This is a genomic window from Pseudomonas sp. TWRC1-2, from assembly GCF_049896685.1.
Classification (GTDB): Bacteria; Pseudomonadota; Gammaproteobacteria; order Pseudomonadales; family Pseudomonadaceae; genus Aquipseudomonas.
Map to the genome: position 1 here is coordinate 487,621 of NZ_JAFCUU010000006.1, position 14,795 is coordinate 502,415.

Genomic DNA, 14,795 nt, shown 5'->3' on the forward strand with positions numbered 1-14,795 from the left:
GCGATGCCTCAAAGGCTTCCCGTTTCCGGGGATCGATCCGCGAAGATTTCAGGTTTTAAAAGAGCGGCGGGCGGAGGCCCTTCGCAGTGGCTGTGTGTCGATGCGATGGAGTTAATTTAGCCGCAAGCTAAAATATCGTCAATAGCTCCAAGCTAAATATTTAGCGATGGGCAAAATTATCGCGATCCGCCAGGTCTCGCCGAGCCGATGTCTGAAGTCCATAAACGCTTTACGCGTCAGTTAGCAGTGAGCTATGATTTTTCAATTAGCTGTATGGATGTACAGCATTTAATCGGGAGGGAATTTCATGGCAGAGAAGCAGACGGCACTGGCAGCACAGCAGGAAATGAGCGGCATGGAGCGCCTCGCGCTGCGTGTCTCATCGATGATCAATCACCCGGTCGCGCAGGCGCAGCGATGGGTGACGATTCATCGCCTGGACACTGACGGGGATCGGGAGTGGGAAGAGGTTCTGGGCGTGATCGCCGAAACTGAAGAGCTTGAGCTGACACTCAACGACGACGGCAACGTGACTGTGAGGTGGGAGCAGCAGGAGCTTGAGGTGGCTGGGAGAGGCGAGGTTGCGTTTGAGCCAGAAGAAGAGGCGGCACCTTTCTGATAGGCATGAAAATGCCCGCTTAGTGGCGGGCTACGAATTCAGATTGGGAAGGCCAGATACAAGAAGCTCGGCGCTGAGCCGGGCTAACAGGTGCGAGACACCAGCAAGTGAATCAAGCAGCCCTGTCCGTATTCTCCTCCCAGCTCTTCTGCAAGATGCTGGACTGAAGGATGTTGGAGGCAGCAAGGGAAATACGCTTAATGCGCACATCCTCCCCACTCAAGGGTACTGTTCTAATCTCGCAATCGAGGGTACAGCTCTGTCGCAGACTTATCATCGCGTGACTTGGAATAGGTCCGCTGGTAAGCGCTTGAAGTTGCTTAAGTCGATGAGTAAGTCGGCGATGGCCTACTATCATTTGATATGGCTTTGCCTTTTCATCGGCGTCAAGCCAAAATGAGTAGGCGAGATCTTCCAGGTCTGATAACGCTTTTACACAGCCATCAATAGAGTCGTGGATGTCCTTCACTCGCGCCAGATTTCTAGAGTTTGCTGCGTTGACTCGCCATCCGATAATTGTGACTATTAAGCCAAACATCGCAAACAACATGCTTATAGTCCAGAATGCTATTTGAAAAGTGCTAGATGCCATGCCTATTCCTTTAGCGCCTGTATGGCATCGTCTATGTATTCGGAAACTTCCACGATCAAAGATGGGTCTTCTTCCGAGACCAAATTATCAATGATGCCTCTCATGATTTGCTCTGAAACCCCCAGCCTAACTAGACCGCCGAAGGCCTCTTCAAGGAAGGATGATCCATATCCGGCAGTTCCATCGAGATGTATGCGGAAAGTTTCGCTTGGTGAATCTTCAATTGCTTTATATAAAACTTCGTCTCTGAAGCGCTCACCTGAATTCGGACCGATTGATTCTTTTCTTGGTCCCGGGAATTCACTAAAGTTTTTAACGTAAATATCTTTCATTTTTGCAAATCCTTCACTTGGATTGCCCACTCAACAAGCGTACCACATATTGATTCGTCGTGCTCAATTGTAGACTCTGAATTATTTGTTCCGGGAATATACTTACGAGAAGATACTGCCTTAAATGGTTGATGATCTCTCCCGGTAATGAAGAATGACCCTTTGTTGCTTCTAATGGCTAAGAACGATGACGTGAAGGTCTCTGGCATACTTCGGAAGTCCTTTCCTCCCTTGCCTCTATACTTAAGTTTAGTTCTGGTCTCTTTAATGTGAGTTGAGGCTCTAATCATTTCAGAGTCAGAGCTTCCAGTAATTCCTAGCCTGCTCTTTAGATTGCTAAGGAATGAGTCGCTATGCTTTGCAGGTAAAGTGCTTGGTATTCCAACACCCAAATCACAAACGATAATTGTCAGATTCTCATCATCTATGCCAACGAGCATCCACCAGCGTGGGTCAGGTATTCCTAGGCCGTCCTGTCGAGGAGAGGGATAGGCGTGTTCTACACAGTTGGCGATTGCTTCAATTGCCCCTCGATATAGCTGTTTCAATATTTGAGGATGCACCTCTTTAGACAGCGTTTGGAGTAGCGAGCTAGCAAGACTCCCATCCGCAGAATCTCCAGACAATTGATGCCATCTTTTTACCGATCTTACGGACGATTTGGTGTTATTTTTCTGCCCGATCAATCTATAAAATCCGATTTGATTTAGAGCACCTTCCACAAAGTTACTGTTGTCAGACCTTCCGGGGCCACTTCTCAGGTTTTCTGGATTTATACACCTAATACTGTTTTGCGGAAATGCTTTAACTAGGCGATCAATCTCTGCAAAAAAAAGAAGCCCAGCACCGGCAGTTATCCGTGAGCAGTTTTTTAGGTTTATCACGGTTTTACTGGTCGTGCTTACACACTGTCTAATTCGTTGGAGGAACAAAACAAATGCCCGGTGATTTTTTGGGCTGTAAAGATCCATCTTACTAGGCGCATCTACTATGTGAGGCTTTTCGGCAAGTTTCCTCTTTTCGGAGCGCCTTCCTTTTTTATTAAGGTGTCCTACATTTGCCCGTATGGACCGCGCAAATCTTCTGTCGGCCGCCCTTAATTTTGCTGGCCCTTGGCGATGCAGAATCTTTCTCACTGGTGCTCCTTGCTCTCTGTAATCTCAGATCCATGCCCGACCACCTGAGCGGGGCCGCAGCCTCTTCAGGTCGCGGCGTAGCTGCTGACGGGTTTTGTTCAAGGCCATTGCGTTACACCGGCTGTCCGTTCCACACGTAAAGCACCCGGGCCAGAATGTGTGTGTCATCCACCCGGATATCCTCGGCGTCATGGTGCTTGTTGTCCGAAATCATCTTGAAGCGATCCTTGCCTTTCTTTTGCAGGCGCTTCACGTACAGCATTTCGTCGTGGGAGAAGAGGTAGATGCCATCACCCGTGAACTCCCGGATCGTGATGTCGACCAGTAGCGGGTCGCGATCCTTGATCGTCGGGGCCATCGACTGACCCCACCCAGTGATCATCTTCAGGTGAAAGTGTTCTTTGAATGTGAGTCCAAGGTCGCGCAGATGCTTGGGGCTGACCCTGATGTCCTGGAGCATTTCCGGATATTCGTGCGGGATCTGCCCGCCGCCCATGGCTGCGCGCACGTCGTAGTGGGCAATCCACACCTCATCGCCGACTTGGCCAGGGCGAGAGAAGTCGACGGTTATGACGTTGCTCGACTCGTCAGCGGCCGCAATGATTCTGTCACGAGCCGTGCTCGTTAAACCTTTGACCTTCGAAAGCATCTGCTTTATCTGGTCCGCCGCTGTCTGTGCGGATGTCTCGCCTGCGTGATCGCTCAAAGTCAGCTCTTCAGCTGGAGTTATCGACTCACCTGGCGATATGGAGTCAAACCAACCTCTGGGCAGCCCCTCGATCGCCTCGATTCTCCGCGCTACATCGTCTCCCAAATTCTTCGCTGTCTTGTCCGACAAAATCTGGCTCAGGTGCGCAGGCGCCATTCCCCAGCGCTCGGCGCACGCGCCTTTTCGCTGGTTTCCTATGAGGCTGATCAGTTGCTGTTTACGAATCGCATAAATATCCATGCGGGCAAGAATGCCAGCGTTTAGCTCAATGCTAAATGTGCTCAAAGCTAAATATTCCTTGCTACGATATTAGCCATAAGCTAAATTTCTCCCATGTTTAAGGAGAGATCCCATGAATGACCATCTGCGTGACTGGCTCGCCAGCGCTTCAAACGAACGGCGCCAGTCAGTGGCTGCCGCTGCCAAGACGACGGTAGGGCACCTGTGGCAGTTGGCAGGCGGTCACCGAAAAGCCTCGGCCGACCTGGCAGAACGCCTTCAGGACGCATCAGGTGGAGAGATCACCATCGCAGGTTTGCGACCGGATCTTCTCGACCTGGCGCACAAAGTCCTACGCGGCGCCGCCTGACATCCCTGTTCGCCGTTCCATTGAAGCCAGATTAGAAGAGAGCAGTCCCCATGCAAACGTCCAGTTCCAGACACACCGTACAAACCCGTGATCAGGTGCTGGTCGCCCATGCCCAAAACCAGATCGCGCGCACCAGCCTGAGCCAGGACGACTTCGCTCAAGCGCTGAGCCGCGAACTGCACCTGTCGATTCCTGATCGCGCCCAGAAGAAAGACGTTCCTGACTTCAACTCTGCGGAACTGACCGCCGACGTAAATGAGTTTGTGAAGGCGACCGGCCGCTGGCTCAAGCGTGTACAGCGCTGGCTGTCCGGAGACCAAGAAATGCCGTCCTGGCTGGAAGAGTCATGGGTCAACGCCCTTGAGCCTGAATTCCGCGACCACTGCGTAAACGAGCTGGCAAGCCGCCACGGTCTGACCGGCGCCCGCCAGATGACCAGCGACCAATGCGCGAACAAAAGCTTCGGTGCGCTGATCCGCGCGCTCGGCGATGTGATCGACACCGGCAGCGAGGTGTTCGACGACCAAGTGATGTGCGAACTGGACCTTCCGCACTTGCCAGCGTTCGCCAAGCAGTGCCGCCAGGTTGAAGCGAAGGCGGGGGAGCTGGGGCGCCGTGCCGAGCAGTTACTCGCTTCAGTCCAGCGAAATTTGAAATCTGTTTCCTGAATTCCCGCGCATGCGCGGAAATCGGTGCCCATCGGGTTCGCACTATGAATTAAGCGGATCTGAAACCCAGGCACAAAAAAGCCGACGGTCGAGGTCGGCTGATTTGTTAACACACTGTGAGGCCAATTATATGCATAGCACAAACCAATCGATCAATAGCCTCAACAATCTCGCGCCACGCTTTTCGCAATCTGAAAACGTGGCGCGCATTAGCCCTCATTCAATTGAGCTGGCGGCTTGACATGCAATACACCGTCACGATCAACCAGGTGAAGGCGCTTGAGTGGGGGCTGAACGCTCAGCAAACCCTGCTGTTCGCTTTCGTCTACGAGTGCCCGAGCTGGGCCAACCCAATCAAGACGGATACCGGCATTTACTTCGCGCTGAGCAAGGCCAAGATTGTCGAAGAACTACCACTACTCACCGACAAGCCGGATACCGCTTACCGTCTCCTGAAAGCCCTCCGTGATGCAGGTTTGATTGAGCTGTCCAGTAACGCCAACATCACCTTGATCCGCCTGACCGAGAAGGCAAAGGAGTGGAACCGCAAGCTGGATGGGTCGGAAAAATATCCGACCTCTAAAGCGATAGAGGGTCGGAAAAAAATCCGATCCACCTCGGAAAAATCTCCGAGCAAGATCGGAAAAAAATCCGAGCAAGGGTCGGAAAAATCTCCGACAAATCAGGATACCAATAATCAGGATACCAATCAGGACACCAGTCAGGACTTGCAGGACGAATCCGGCAAGCCGGCTCAGTCCCGCGGCTTGATGCTGGTCGTTGATCGCACCGACGCCCCCCGGGTCGAGATCCCCGCCGACATGCCTGGCCCCAAAGACCAGACCTGCAAAACCTTCAAGGTCTGGGCGAACTACGCCATGGCTTACCGCAAGCGCTACAGCGCCTGGCCTGTGTGGAATGCCAAGGTCGGCGGCCAGCTCGGACAGTTGGTAGACCGTCTCGGCGCCGACGTCGCCCACCACGTTGCTGCCCACTTCCTGAAAACCAGCGATGCCGCTGTGCTGCGCAAGTGCCACAGCCTCAACGAGCTGCTGGCCAACGCCGAGAGCTATCACACCCAGTGGGTGACCGGGCAGCGCATCAACGGCACAACCGCCCGCCAGATGGAACGGACAGAGGCGAACCACTCCGCAGCGGAGCAGGCCGCCCAGATGGTTCTGGCCAAACGCCAAGCAGGTGACCGCAATGAATACCTTTGAAATGAATGACCAGCAGGTTGCCGGGCTGGCCGCCGCCATCTGCGCCACCGCCGAGGCCATGGGCCAGGAAATGAACCCGGGCACTGCCGCGATGATGGCTGAAGACCTCTGTGCGTATCCGGTGCCTGTCGTGAAAGGCGCACTGAAGGCTTGCCGCTTCGAGGTGAAGGGCAAGCTGGCGATGGCCGACATCCTGCAACGCGTCCAGTCCTCCGACGGGCGCCCGGGCAAGGACGAGGCCTGGGCCATCGCCATGACCACCAACGATGAATTTGAAACTGTAGTGCTGACCGACGAGATCCAGCTGGCCCTGGCTGCCGCGAAACCCATCTTAGATGGCGGCGACAAAATCGGCGCCCGCATGGCGTTCATCGACGCCTACCAACGGTTCGTGGGCCAGGCCCGCGAGGATGCGAAACCGGTCAACTGGCACGTGTCCGTGGGCTTCGACGCAACCCGTCGCGTGCAGGCTGTGACCAAGGCGATGGAGCTGAAGAGAATCCCGCGCGAACACGCCCAGAAGTACCTGGAAGACCTGAGCGTTGAGCCGATCACCGAGGATGGCCGGGCCATTGCCGGATTGCTTACTGGCAACGTCACCCGGCCGGAGCCCGCCCTTCGCGCAAAGCTCGAGACCGTTAAGAGCTCGATGCTGGAAATGCGCAAAACCAGCGCACAGCAGCAGGACGAAATACGGATTGCAGCTGCCAACGAGTTGGCGGATCGCCGGGCGTTGCTGATCAGGCAGGCCCAGGAATTGGAGTCACGAGCATGACCATCGACAAGCAACAACTTCATAAACTGCTCTGGGCCGAAGCCGCGTCATTCCGGGCCGACTGCGCCGACTGGAAGCGCAACACCGAGGCGCTGGATGAATTCCTGGGTGATAAGACCGTGGGGGAGGTGGCGCTGGAGCTACTGGCCGAAAACGAACGACTGCGAAAAGAGTGCGCCCGGCTGACAGAAGACAACCTTGCGTTGATGGAAAACCCGGGGGACGCGCTATGACAGAATACACCGAGCTGAAACCATTGCTCGAAGCCTGCCGCGCAGAAAATTGCGATGGTCCGCGCGAGTTCCGCAAGGCCGTCGAAGCACTGTTCGACGTATGCACGGTTGAAACGATTTCCGCGCTGATTGCCGAGAACGAGCGGCTTGCCGAGGAATACGACAAGGCATGGCGCCACGACCTCAACGACAAGAAAAACGTCCAGGCGTTGTCTGGCGAAGTGGCACGCCTTTCTACCGAGAACGAGGCGCTGTGCAAGGCAGCACTGGCCGCCCGCGAATTCATCATGCACGAAGCAGAAGTGCGTGGGTTTTTGGATGAAAGCAATGAGGTTTCGTTCAGGCATCCACGGCGCCAAGCAGCCATCGCGACCATCGACGCCGCCATGGGCAAGGGAGAGCCGTCATGAGCAACTTCCTTGCAGGGCTGTTCTTCGCCGCCGTGCCAGCGCTGGCGGTTTGTCTGGTAATAGCGTTCTTTTCTGTGCCTTTGGGTGTGGTGGTGGGACTTGGCGTATTTGGTTTTGGTCTGGATCTTTGCTTCTGCGGTAGTGGTAGGGAGGAGCGGCCATGACCAAGCCAGTCAAGCCGCGCCCTATGCCCGTGTACCTGGTGCTGCGCCGTCTGGTCGATCCGGCTACTGGCAAGGAGGTGGCCGCTTTCGTGCCGTCCTCCGACGCCGACCGGTCGATCCTGCGCGAGCGGGATTTCCGGATCAACACGAAGATCCGCGCCGACCTCAAGCAGCCGCGCAACCCACGGTTCAACGGTTTGGTCCACGGCCTGGGCCGGGTGCTGAGCCAGAACATCGACCGGTTCTCTGGCAAGCAGTCCCACGACGCAATCAAGGCCCTGCAATTGGAGTCGGGCGTTTACTGCGACGAGGAAGCGTTCGATATCCCTGGCCTGGGCCAGCTCACCCGCAAGACACCCCGCAGCCTTTCCTACGACTCAATGGGGGAAGAGACCTTCCAAGATTTTTGGCGCCAGTGCTGCGCGTACCTGGTGCTGCACGATTGGCCGACGCTCACGGAAGAGCGCCTGACCGAAATGGCAGAATTTGAAGCATTCAAGGAGGCCGCATGACTATCGAACGGAAACAGCCAAAGCCGAAGAAATGCCGCGTTGCTACGTGCAGGGCATCATTTGTCCCCGCGCGCATCGGTCAGGCGGTGTGCAGTCCGGCATGCGCAATGATCGACGCGCCAAGGCACGCACCAAAGGCCCATAAGGCGCTGGCCCAGGTTGGGCGCCGAGAGATCAAAGTCCGCAAGGAGGCGCTGAAGAGCCGAGGCGACCACCTCAAGGACGCTGAGAAGGCGGTGCGCGACTACCGACGTATCTACGAGCTGAGCATTGGCAGCGGCTGCATCAGTTGTGGAGAGTCGCAGGAATCGATCCTGGCCGCCCAGGGCTGGAAGACCGGCGGCGCATTTGATGCGGGTCATTTCCTCGGTAAGGGTGCACGGCCTGAACTGAGGCTGGCACCGACCAACATCTGGCTCCAGTGCAAAAGCTGCAACGCCGGGTCTTCCAAGTTCGCCCGCAAAGGCGAGACGGTTTCCCAGGGCTTCCGTACTGGGCTGATCGCTCGCATCGGCCTGGAGGCTGTCGAGGGGCTAGAGGCCGACCACACGCCACGCAAAGAAACCGTAGAGCAACTGAAAGCTATCACCGCCGAATACAGGGCAAAGACCAGAGAACTCAAGAGGGCTGCAGCATGATCTATCCAGGCGTACTTAACGCAGTTGTTTCGGCCCTCGCCGCTGAGGCTATCGACAACACCAGCAAGCAGGCATGGCAAAAGTTGTACAACTCGGCCGACGAGGAAGAGGGGGGCGATCTGGCGACACTGGTGCGATCCCGCGGAGCCGACGCCATCGACCGGACGCAGGTGGATTGCTGGGTGTCTGCACGGCTGCATAGCGCGCTTGAGCCGAAGCACTGGGATGCACTGGTTGCCAAGTACAGCACGCACCGCGGCCGTAAGGTACAGGCCATAGCTGCATTGCAGGCCCTGATAAGTACCCCGGCATCGAAGCTATTCCTGTTCAAGGCGACCACGGCCTGGGCGATCCCGCAGTTGAAAGGTGCGCGTCCCAAGGTGGCTACTTCGGTGTCCGTCGAGATCCCGATCGATGCGCCAGAGTGGCGCCGTGAGGCTGTTGTGAAGGCCGCGTTGGCTGCCGGTCAAGCGAAGGTCAAGCGAGACACCTCCCGATCCGCTGACATGATCGTGCTGAAGGACAGTTTCTACGACATGAATACCTGGGACAACGACGGCACTCCGGAGTCGACTCGACGTCGGTGGCGGCAGGACATCGGCAAGGCTGCGGACGACCTGGTCAACGAGGCTATGGCGCATGCTGGCGATATTCTGGAGGCGGAAGGCCTGCTGATTGAACATGCTGCGTGATTGCCTGTTGACATCTGTGAGCGTATGAGCGAAATTAAACCCATGCTGTCGATTCTGCGCTCAAATAGATCGCCTTCGCAGCATGGTTAGAGTTTTTTGGATAACGCGAGCTAGCGTTATGGACCAGGGGACGAGCAATTTACCCGCTGCAGCAGGAAAGTTACTCCTAGCATTCCTTTTAACCGTTGGCTTGTACTTCTCAGCAACCTTAATAGCAATGCCGATTACGGCGGTACTGACCGTAACCACAGGAGGAATTATGATGATGAAAAGTCTAATCTCGTCTAGTTTGTTTGTTTTATCTGGGCTAGGGGTTAACTGCTGTTCTTCACTCCTGTTATCCAAAAAACTCTAAATTAAAGAACCCGGCCATCGAGCCGGGTTTTTTATTGCCCACGGAAAGGGCGATTCAGCAAAAGGAATTTGCAGATGTTGAAAGAATTCAGATGCGGTACCTGCAAAAGACTTCTCGCCCGTACGGGTGGGTTTACAGAGCTCCAGATCAAATGTTCCCGATGCGGGACGTTGAATCATGTGAAGGCCGCGAGCCTCGAGCAATCGCCTTTGAGCGACATCAAAGCGGAATCCTCCGCACAAAATGTTCAACTCAAAGGTGAATTACATGTCTAGTAGTGGCTTTCGTATTATCCTCTTTAACAGTGCCAACAATGGCAGCGCTATCCTGCCTCCGCGTAACTGTCTGGTGGCGGGGCAGTATCTCGAGTCTCCAAGCAAACAATACAAGCTGATCCTAGAGGCGGATGGAAATCTACGACTCTACGATAACGGCGCTCCAATCTGGGTGGCTGATAGCAGTGTTCCCTACACGTATGTAGACAACCGTCCAAATACAGATTTGGTCACCTGCTTCTACATGCAAGGCTCTGCCTTTTTGGTTGATCGCGTAGGTAGTCGTACCTGGGCAACCCAGGGTGATTGGATCAACGGGGCTGCGGATCGCGCTTACCTGCAGGTGCAAGATGACGGCAACGTCGTCGTTGTAGATGGGGTTCCTCGGTGGGCTCGATTTGGCTTCACCCCGACCGCTGTTCCGACACGTGGTGTGTTCTATCCAGATCACAGTACGGGTGATCTCTCGACTTTCTACACTTATCACTGGAACAACGCTTTTTAACTCGACCAAGAGCCTCGGCATTCGCCGGGGCTTTTTCATTTTCGGCCCCGCCACACCCTTCGCTCTAAGCAGGGAGTGCCGCCGGGGCTGACCTATTTCAAACATGCCCCACGGAGTCGAGCGCATGGAGTATCTACAGCGCCTGCTCGACAAGATCGACAGGTTCGAATTACTGATTGCGGGTCTTGTTGGGGCTGTGATCGCCAGCTGGTGGCATAAGGACGACTTGAACGACTGGCGTGCCTGGATGATCTTCCTCATCACCGGCATGGCCTGCTCGATCTACCTGACGAGCATGGTCAGCACCTACCTTGGCGTCACCGAGCCGAAGATCGTCGCCGGTATCGGCTTCCTGCTGGGTGCCTTCGGCGGTTCGCTCCTGGCGGCCATCAATCGAGCCATCAAATCCGCTGACCTCTGGGCACTCATTCGCCAGCGGTTCGGGGGAGGCAATCCACCATGAATCTCGAACTGATCAACTCTATCGCCTGCGGCCTGATCGCGCTGTGGGCAGCCTGGTGCGTACTGAGCGGGAAGGTGAGGGACGGCATCCTCGGGAAGCTAATCTACTCGGCCATCGCAATCAGCGGATTTGTGCTGATGTTGCGCAGCCAGAACATCTTCTTTGGCCCGACCACTGCCGGCCTGACGTTTCACTTCGCTCTGGCCCTGGCCGGTGTGCGGCACGTCTTCATGGTCACTTACTGGCAGCGGGTAAAGGTCTGGCTGTGCCGAGCTCTGAACTGCGAGCACTGCCTGCACTGTGGCAAGGCACCTGGTGGTATCGAGCGCCGGGGCAAGTAGCATTCCGATCTACTGGTCTTGGCGCAGCGCGCTACTGCGGGACTCGCAGGCAACCTCGAGCTCAGCGTTCAACTGATCTACCTGTTCCTGACTGATCCAGCCAGCTGTCATCAGGGATTGGTTGTAACCGACCGCGCCCAGCCTGAGCTGTGCCAGGTGCGCTTGATCCTTGGCTTCCGCCAGGTAATTGAAGTGCTTGCGTGCTAACGCCATCGCGGATGCAGCATCAGTTGGCATGACGTTGACTCGACTAGAGATGAGGCGCGCAGATTGCCGCAAGTCATCGATCAAGGGTAGTGGATTCTGACGAATCAACAGCAAGTAATCCGCGCCACGTTTTCGAATGCGCTAAATCGTGGCGCGAGGTTTTGCAGATGAGCAAAGTGACCCGACTACGGCACGCACTCCCGATGAGCCCGGACATCAACGCGGCTGTGAACGATCTGGATAGCGCCATCGCCAAGGCTGTAGACGCTGCGAAGAACGCCGGGCTTCCACAAGGCCTGATCGTTGGATTGCTCCACGGCCACGCACATGCACAGACACACCAGATGGTGACGGAGTCCCCATGACAAGCAAGCAACCCGACTGGGAGGTGGCATGAGTAGGCCATACCCACCAGGGCAGTTGCTTGAGCTGTCTGAACTAAGCGACTTCGGCATTTGCCTCACACCAGCGACTGAGGTGTGGGAATGGCTCCAAGCCGAGATCCTTGCCGACACCGGTAGCATTCACAACGAAGACCATGCCCACCTATTGGATGCAGACATCCGGGTGATGTGGGCGTCATCGAGCTTCGAGAAGCAGGGCAGAACAGTTCTTGGCCAGGCCGAACAGGTAGCGTTCCGCGCCGGCGGTTGGCAGAAAGCCCGGATGGAGCAACAGATGCGTGATTGGTTCGGCGACGTGCCGGCTTTCATCATCACCCTGGCGGCTGACTACTGCGCCCAGTGCAGTGACCTCGAGTTCTGCGCTCTGATCGAGCACGAGCTGTATCACCTGGCTCACGCGACCGACAAGTACGGTCAACCAGCATTCACCCAAGACGGCGCACCGAAGATCAAGCTGCAGGGCCACGACGTCGAAGAGTTCGTCGGTGTGGTTCGCCGCTACGGTGCAAGCCATGACGTTCAAGCGTTGGTGGATGCTGCAAACAGTCCTGCCGAGGTAGGGAAATTGAACATTGCGAGGGCCTGCGGAACCTGTCTGCTGAGATCGGCCTGATTCTTGACAGGCTCTAGACGGATGAGAATTTATGGCAGCCCTGAAAAATGAGGTGAAGAGCTTCATCGTTCAGGCGCTTGCGTGCTTTGACACGCCATCCCAGGTGGTGGAAGCCGTCAAGAACGAACACGGGGTTGTGGTGAGCCGCCAGCAGGTGGAGACGCATGACCCCACCAAGTCGGCCGGAAAGGGACTTGCAGTGAAGTGGGCGACCTTGTTCCACGACACTCGAAAGCGCTTTCGCGAAGAAACCGCCGAGATCCCCATCGCCAACCGCGCCTATCGGCTTCGTGGCCTGGGGCGAATGGCTGAGAAGGCCGAGAGCATGCGCAACCTGGCGCTGACCGCTCAGTTGTACGAGCAGGCCGCCAAAGAGGTGGGCGATGTCTACGTGAATCGTCGCATCGAACCTGAGAAACCTCTGGGCTCCCAAGCGGACCAGCAGCACGCCGTTGCTGAGTACACCTTGGAGCCTGATGAGAATGTCCCCGCTACCCCGTACCTTTGACCCGCCGGTAAAACTGACGCCTAAGCAGGCGAACATTTACTGCTGGGGTTTCCAGCCTGAGGCCCGCTTCCGTGATGCAGTGTGTGGCCGGCGGTTCGGCAAGACGTTCTTAGGCAAGGCCGAGATGCGCCGCGCTGCACGTCTGGCTGCTGAGTGGGGCGTGAGCGTTGAGGACGAGATTTGGTATGGCGCGCCGACGTTCAAGCAGGCCAAGCGGGTGTTCTGGCGGCGCTTGAAGCAGGCCATTCCCGAGGCATGGCGCGCGTACCGCCCGAATGAGACGGAGTGCTCAATCACCCTCAAGTCCGGCCACGTCATGCGCGTGGTGGGGCTCGACAACTACGACAACCTGCGGGGCTCCGGCCTGTTCTTCGTCCTGGTGGATGAATGGGCAGACTGCCCGTGGGCTGCGTGGGAAGAAGTACTGCGGCCGATGCTATCGACTTGTCAGTACCAGATTCCAGGCGTTGGTATGCGTAAGGGCGGGCATGCGTTGCGAATCGGCACGCCCAAGGGCTTTAACCACTGCTACGACACTTATCTGGACGGTAAACCAGGCGGCGAGCCGGACCATAAGAGCTGGCAGTACACCTCGTTACAAGGCGGCAACGTTCCTCCTGAAGAGCTTGAAGCGGCTCGCCGGAAAATGGACCCGCGCACCTTCCGGCAAGAGTACGAGGCTGGCTTTGAGAACTACGCGGGTGTCGTCTACTACACATTCAATCGCGACGAGTGCCGAACCAGCGAGCGAATCAAACCGGGCGAGGCCTTGCACATCGGTATGGACTTCAACGTCATGAAAATGGCGGCTGTCGTCTATGTCGTGCGTAACGATCTGCCGATGGCCCTGGATGAGTTTTACGGTGTTCGGGACACGCCGGAGATGATCGAGAAGATCCAGACACGGTTCCCTGGGCACTCGGTGGCGGTCTATCCCGACGCTAGCGGACAGAACACCAGCAGCAAAAACGCGAGCGAGTCCGATTTGTCGCTGCTGAAGAAAGCAAAATTCACGGTGATCGTCGACTCCACAAACCCAGGCGTGAAAGACCGGGTGAACTCGGTGAACGCCATGTTCCTGAACGCCTACGGCGAGCGACGACTGAAGATCAACATCGATCAATGCCCTCAGCTCACCCTGTGTCTTGAGCGACAGACCTACACCGACAAGGGTGAGCCGGACAAAGATCCGAAAAAGGGTCACGACCATATGAACGACGCCGCCGGCTACTTCATCGCCAAGCGCTATCCGATCAAAGCGATCGTCACTTCTATCAAAATGGGATACGCCCGATGAGCAACGACGTCTCCTTCAAGCGGGCGGAATACACGGCAGTGCTGGACCGCTGGGCGACCGTTCGCGACGTCTGCGCGGGCCAGCACCGGGTAGTCGATCGGCTGCCGTACATCAACTCGCACGACAAGTCGCCGGAGAACGAAGATCGGAACCGGGCTTACCGCGAGCGGGCGGTGTTCAAGAACGCCACCGGGCACACCCGAAACGGGCTGCTGGGTTTGGCTTTCCACAAAGATCCGACACTGACGGTGCCGAAGAAGCTGGAGTACCTACAGGACAACGCCAACGGCTCCGGGGTGAGCATCTACCAGCATTCACAGGGCACGCTTGAGAAGGTGCTTGAGGCTGGTCGGCACGGTCTGTACGTCGACTATCACCAGGATGACGGCATCGGCGGACACTCGGTGATCCTGTCCTATTGCGCTGAAGACATCATCAACTGGCGCACAGGCATGGTGAACGGTCACAGCGTGCTGACGCTGGTGGTCCTGCGCGAGTCGCCGGAGATTCCTGACGGCTTCGGCTACAAGACGGCTGA

General features: G+C 56.4%; 23 protein-coding genes and 1 pseudogene. 20 read left to right on the forward strand and 4 right to left on the reverse strand.

All coding sequences use genetic code 11. From position 1 onward, the window contains the following. Positions 1-307: 307 nt before the first annotated feature. Positions 308-619, forward strand: coding sequence for a DUF1654 domain-containing protein (locus ACP7B3_RS20095; RefSeq protein ID WP_426180410.1), 312 nt, complete (start codon positions 308-310; stop codon positions 617-619). 594 nt (positions 620-1,213) lie between these two features. Here ACP7B3_RS20095 and ACP7B3_RS20100 read toward each other — a convergent pair. The 3 genes from ACP7B3_RS20100 to ACP7B3_RS20110 all read right to left on the reverse strand — a co-directional run bounded on the left by ACP7B3_RS20100 (position 1,214) and on the right by ACP7B3_RS20110 (position 3,628). Further along, the gene (locus ACP7B3_RS20100; protein ID WP_426180412.1) at positions 1,214-1,543 is read right to left on the reverse strand and encodes an STAS-like domain-containing protein; all 330 of its coding nucleotides are present in this window, start codon (positions 1,541-1,543) and stop codon (positions 1,214-1,216) included. Then, positions 1,540-2,679 carry a hypothetical protein gene (locus ACP7B3_RS20105; RefSeq protein WP_426180414.1) on the reverse strand — a complete coding sequence of 380 codons (1,140 nt, stop codon included), beginning with the start codon at positions 2,677-2,679 and terminating at the stop codon, positions 1,540-1,542. Before ACP7B3_RS20105 ends, ACP7B3_RS20100 begins: the two co-directional genes overlap by 4 nt. Before the next feature lie 112 nt (positions 2,680-2,791). Next, positions 2,792-3,628 carry a S24 family peptidase gene (locus ACP7B3_RS20110; RefSeq protein WP_426180477.1) on the reverse strand — a complete coding sequence of 279 codons (837 nt, stop codon included), beginning with the start codon at positions 3,626-3,628 and terminating at the stop codon, positions 2,792-2,794. Positions 3,629-3,740: 112 nt separating this feature from the next. On the opposite strand from ACP7B3_RS20110, the gene ACP7B3_RS20115 reads away from it, so the two are divergent. The 14 genes from ACP7B3_RS20115 to ACP7B3_RS20180 all read left to right on the forward strand — a co-directional run bounded on the left by ACP7B3_RS20115 (position 3,741) and on the right by ACP7B3_RS20180 (position 11,228). Next, the gene (locus ACP7B3_RS20115) at positions 3,741-3,977 is read left to right on the forward strand and encodes a hypothetical protein (RefSeq protein WP_017479602.1); all 237 of its coding nucleotides are present in this window, start codon (positions 3,741-3,743) and stop codon (positions 3,975-3,977) included. 50 nt (positions 3,978-4,027) lie between these two features. After that, the gene (locus tag ACP7B3_RS20120) at positions 4,028-4,645 is read left to right on the forward strand and encodes a hypothetical protein (RefSeq protein ID WP_426180416.1); all 618 of its coding nucleotides are present in this window, start codon (positions 4,028-4,030) and stop codon (positions 4,643-4,645) included. A gap of 242 nt (positions 4,646-4,887) precedes the next feature. Next, positions 4,888-5,865, forward strand: a complete 978-nt coding sequence (locus ACP7B3_RS20125; RefSeq protein ID WP_426180418.1) for a phage replication protein — start codon at positions 4,888-4,890, stop codon at positions 5,863-5,865. Further along, positions 5,852-6,640, forward strand: a complete 789-nt coding sequence (locus ACP7B3_RS20130; protein ID WP_426180420.1) for a hypothetical protein — start codon at positions 5,852-5,854, stop codon at positions 6,638-6,640. The genes ACP7B3_RS20125 and ACP7B3_RS20130 overlap by 14 nt, the downstream gene beginning before the upstream one ends. Next, on the forward strand, positions 6,637-6,873 hold the full coding sequence (locus ACP7B3_RS20135) for a hypothetical protein (protein ID WP_426180422.1): 237 nt from the start codon (positions 6,637-6,639) through the stop codon (positions 6,871-6,873). Before ACP7B3_RS20130 ends, ACP7B3_RS20135 begins: the two co-directional genes overlap by 4 nt. Continuing rightward, entirely contained in the window at positions 6,870-7,283 is a 414-nt protein-coding gene (locus tag ACP7B3_RS20140; protein ID WP_426180424.1) for a hypothetical protein, read from the forward strand. Before ACP7B3_RS20135 ends, ACP7B3_RS20140 begins: the two co-directional genes overlap by 4 nt. Continuing rightward, positions 7,280-7,447 carry a hypothetical protein gene (locus ACP7B3_RS20145; protein WP_426180426.1) on the forward strand — a complete coding sequence of 56 codons (168 nt, stop codon included), beginning with the start codon at positions 7,280-7,282 and terminating at the stop codon, positions 7,445-7,447. Before ACP7B3_RS20140 ends, ACP7B3_RS20145 begins: the two co-directional genes overlap by 4 nt. Then, the gene (locus ACP7B3_RS20150) at positions 7,444-7,959 is read left to right on the forward strand and encodes a hypothetical protein (protein WP_248731802.1); all 516 of its coding nucleotides are present in this window, start codon (positions 7,444-7,446) and stop codon (positions 7,957-7,959) included. Before ACP7B3_RS20145 ends, ACP7B3_RS20150 begins: the two co-directional genes overlap by 4 nt. Beyond that, the gene (locus tag ACP7B3_RS20155; RefSeq protein WP_426180428.1) at positions 7,956-8,597 is read left to right on the forward strand and encodes a recombination protein NinG; all 642 of its coding nucleotides are present in this window, start codon (positions 7,956-7,958) and stop codon (positions 8,595-8,597) included. The genes ACP7B3_RS20150 and ACP7B3_RS20155 overlap by 4 nt, the downstream gene beginning before the upstream one ends. Further along, entirely contained in the window at positions 8,594-9,289 is a 696-nt protein-coding gene (locus ACP7B3_RS20160; RefSeq protein WP_426180430.1) for a hypothetical protein, read from the forward strand. Before ACP7B3_RS20155 ends, ACP7B3_RS20160 begins: the two co-directional genes overlap by 4 nt. Before the next feature lie 423 nt (positions 9,290-9,712). Then, positions 9,713-9,919 (forward strand): zinc finger domain-containing protein, encoded by a 207-nt coding sequence (locus ACP7B3_RS20165; protein ID WP_426180432.1) that lies wholly within the window; start codon positions 9,713-9,715, stop codon positions 9,917-9,919. Beyond that, on the forward strand, positions 9,912-10,424 hold the full coding sequence (locus ACP7B3_RS20170; RefSeq protein WP_404487576.1) for a hypothetical protein: 513 nt from the start codon (positions 9,912-9,914) through the stop codon (positions 10,422-10,424). Before ACP7B3_RS20165 ends, ACP7B3_RS20170 begins: the two co-directional genes overlap by 8 nt. Before the next feature lie 124 nt (positions 10,425-10,548). Beyond that, the gene (locus ACP7B3_RS20175; protein WP_003218335.1) at positions 10,549-10,887 is read left to right on the forward strand and encodes a hypothetical protein; all 339 of its coding nucleotides are present in this window, start codon (positions 10,549-10,551) and stop codon (positions 10,885-10,887) included. Continuing rightward, complete coding sequence (locus ACP7B3_RS20180; protein WP_426180435.1) at positions 10,884-11,228, forward strand: hypothetical protein; 345 nt, start codon at positions 10,884-10,886, stop codon at positions 11,226-11,228. Before ACP7B3_RS20175 ends, ACP7B3_RS20180 begins: the two co-directional genes overlap by 4 nt. Positions 11,229-11,237: 9 nt before the next feature. Here the strand turns inward: ACP7B3_RS20180 and ACP7B3_RS20185 are convergent, their stop codons facing one another. Further along, positions 11,238-11,549: a hypothetical protein gene (locus ACP7B3_RS20185; protein WP_426180437.1), complete on the reverse strand. Its 312-nt coding sequence runs from the start codon at positions 11,547-11,549 to the stop codon at positions 11,238-11,240. Positions 11,550-11,602: 53 nt separating this feature from the next. Here ACP7B3_RS20185 and ACP7B3_RS20190 point away from each other — a divergent pair, with 53 nt between their 5' ends. The 5 genes and pseudogenes from ACP7B3_RS20190 to ACP7B3_RS20210 all read left to right on the forward strand — a co-directional run. After that, positions 11,603-11,800: a hypothetical protein gene (locus ACP7B3_RS20190; RefSeq protein ID WP_426180439.1), complete on the forward strand. Its 198-nt coding sequence runs from the start codon at positions 11,603-11,605 to the stop codon at positions 11,798-11,800. A 28-nt stretch (positions 11,801-11,828) separates the two neighbouring features. Next, on the forward strand, positions 11,829-12,452 hold the full coding sequence (locus tag ACP7B3_RS20195; RefSeq protein ID WP_426180441.1) for a putative metallopeptidase: 624 nt from the start codon (positions 11,829-11,831) through the stop codon (positions 12,450-12,452). A 31-nt stretch (positions 12,453-12,483) separates the two neighbouring features. Continuing rightward, complete coding sequence (locus ACP7B3_RS20200) at positions 12,484-12,960, forward strand: DUF2280 domain-containing protein (RefSeq protein WP_426180443.1); 477 nt, start codon at positions 12,484-12,486, stop codon at positions 12,958-12,960. Continuing rightward, a complete protein-coding gene (locus tag ACP7B3_RS20205) occupies positions 12,935-14,257 on the forward strand; it encodes a terminase (RefSeq protein ID WP_426180445.1) in 1,323 nt (440 codons plus the stop codon). The genes ACP7B3_RS20200 and ACP7B3_RS20205 overlap by 26 nt, the downstream gene beginning before the upstream one ends. Next, a pseudogene (locus ACP7B3_RS20210) lies at positions 14,254-14,795 on the forward strand (DUF4055 domain-containing protein); the annotation flags it as partial. The gene ACP7B3_RS20205 and the pseudogene ACP7B3_RS20210, both read left to right, overlap by 4 nt.

Excerpts from the sequence above, each read along its gene's own strand:
- ACP7B3_RS20120 (WP_426180416.1), top strand. The coding sequence starts at position 4,028 with ATGCAAACGTCCAGTTCCAGACACACCGTACAAACCCGTGATCAGGTG.
- ACP7B3_RS20145 (WP_426180426.1), top strand. The coding sequence starts at position 7,280 with ATGAGCAACTTCCTTGCAGGGCTGTTCTTCGCCGCCGTGCCAGCGCTG.
- ACP7B3_RS20205 (WP_426180445.1), top strand. The coding sequence starts at position 12,935 with ATGTCCCCGCTACCCCGTACCTTTGACCCGCCGGTAAAACTGACGCCT.
- ACP7B3_RS20125 (WP_426180418.1), top strand. The coding sequence starts at position 4,888 with ATGCAATACACCGTCACGATCAACCAGGTGAAGGCGCTTGAGTGGGGG.
- ACP7B3_RS20200 (WP_426180443.1), top strand. The coding sequence starts at position 12,484 with ATGGCAGCCCTGAAAAATGAGGTGAAGAGCTTCATCGTTCAGGCGCTT.
- ACP7B3_RS20140 (WP_426180424.1), top strand. The coding sequence starts at position 6,870 with ATGACAGAATACACCGAGCTGAAACCATTGCTCGAAGCCTGCCGCGCA.
- ACP7B3_RS20115 (WP_017479602.1), top strand. The coding sequence starts at position 3,741 with ATGAATGACCATCTGCGTGACTGGCTCGCCAGCGCTTCAAACGAACGG.
- ACP7B3_RS20195 (WP_426180441.1), top strand. The coding sequence starts at position 11,829 with ATGAGTAGGCCATACCCACCAGGGCAGTTGCTTGAGCTGTCTGAACTA.
- ACP7B3_RS20170 (WP_404487576.1), top strand. The coding sequence starts at position 9,912 with ATGTCTAGTAGTGGCTTTCGTATTATCCTCTTTAACAGTGCCAACAAT.
- ACP7B3_RS20180 (WP_426180435.1), top strand. The coding sequence starts at position 10,884 with ATGAATCTCGAACTGATCAACTCTATCGCCTGCGGCCTGATCGCGCTG.
- ACP7B3_RS20155 (WP_426180428.1), top strand. The coding sequence starts at position 7,956 with ATGACTATCGAACGGAAACAGCCAAAGCCGAAGAAATGCCGCGTTGCT.
- ACP7B3_RS20160 (WP_426180430.1), top strand. The coding sequence starts at position 8,594 with ATGATCTATCCAGGCGTACTTAACGCAGTTGTTTCGGCCCTCGCCGCT.
- ACP7B3_RS20175 (WP_003218335.1), top strand. The coding sequence starts at position 10,549 with ATGGAGTATCTACAGCGCCTGCTCGACAAGATCGACAGGTTCGAATTA.
- ACP7B3_RS20150 (WP_248731802.1), top strand. The coding sequence starts at position 7,444 with ATGACCAAGCCAGTCAAGCCGCGCCCTATGCCCGTGTACCTGGTGCTG.
- ACP7B3_RS20110 (WP_426180477.1), bottom strand. The coding sequence starts at position 3,628 with ATGGATATTTATGCGATTCGTAAACAGCAACTGATCAGCCTCATAGGA.
- ACP7B3_RS20135 (WP_426180422.1), top strand. The coding sequence starts at position 6,637 with ATGACCATCGACAAGCAACAACTTCATAAACTGCTCTGGGCCGAAGCC.
- ACP7B3_RS20190 (WP_426180439.1), top strand. The coding sequence starts at position 11,603 with ATGAGCAAAGTGACCCGACTACGGCACGCACTCCCGATGAGCCCGGAC.
- ACP7B3_RS20100 (WP_426180412.1), bottom strand. The coding sequence starts at position 1,543 with ATGAAAGATATTTACGTTAAAAACTTTAGTGAATTCCCGGGACCAAGA.
- ACP7B3_RS20095 (WP_426180410.1), top strand. The coding sequence starts at position 308 with ATGGCAGAGAAGCAGACGGCACTGGCAGCACAGCAGGAAATGAGCGGC.
- ACP7B3_RS20130 (WP_426180420.1), top strand. The coding sequence starts at position 5,852 with ATGAATACCTTTGAAATGAATGACCAGCAGGTTGCCGGGCTGGCCGCC.